Annotated in this window: 1 protein-coding gene; it reads right to left on the bottom strand. The window is 63.4% G+C overall.

Annotated features, from left to right (window positions below):
- Positions 1–25: 25 nt before the first annotated feature.
- Positions 26–669 (bottom strand): Ulp1 family isopeptidase (locus tag RFM40_RS33630; protein WP_320279066.1); only part of this gene is annotated, 644 nt, incomplete at its 5' end.

Below are 669 nucleotides of genomic sequence, written 5' to 3'. Positions count from 1 at the left end.
GCTTTTTGACCAGCAGAGGCCGACATCAGCCCCGCAGTCGGTTTTGCAGTGCCTGCCGATCAACGGCAAGATAGTCGAGGTGCAGCCTGGCTGGCTGCCGCCTTTGCCCCAGTCGTCCGACCAGCGCCCTCGTGCCGTCAAGCACAAAGACGCCGCAATCGTAGCCGTTCTGCTGCTGGGTGATACGGGTGGGCTCCAGGTGGGCTCCCAGCCGTCGTGCGAGCTGTGCCGCGGGCTGGGCGTTGAGCCGCCCGGCGGAGTCGTAATGATAGGCAACCGGCCTTTCCCGCTCGCGTCGATCAACCATAAGCAGCGACCAGTGGCTGCCGCGGCGTTCGGGATCGGTAGCGCTGGCATCGTTGACAGGCAGGAACATGAAGTCGGCAATGTCGTTGCCATTGCGATCATAGACGATGCGCTGGAAAGCCCTGAGCGCGGCATTGTCGGAGCCCAGGCGCAGATGGTAGTGGGCTATCAGCGGGTCGACGAGCCGCGTTCGGGCGGCGAGATCTGGATTTTCCCTCTGCAGCTCCTGCGCCAGAAGTTCGTAATCTCTCTGGATATGCTCATCGTTCAGCCATTCCGTGGCGCCTAGTGCCAGCCCGCTGCGGTCGTGAGACAAGGCTCGCGGATCGAGCGCCTCAACCTGAGCGTCGGAGGCTGTACCTG

This window comes from Mesorhizobium captivum, assembly GCF_033977165.1.
GTDB lineage: Bacteria > Pseudomonadota > Alphaproteobacteria > Rhizobiales > Rhizobiaceae > Mesorhizobium > Mesorhizobium captivum.
Note: the sequence above shows the minus strand (reverse complement) of the source record. Positions and strands in the feature narration are given on the sequence as shown.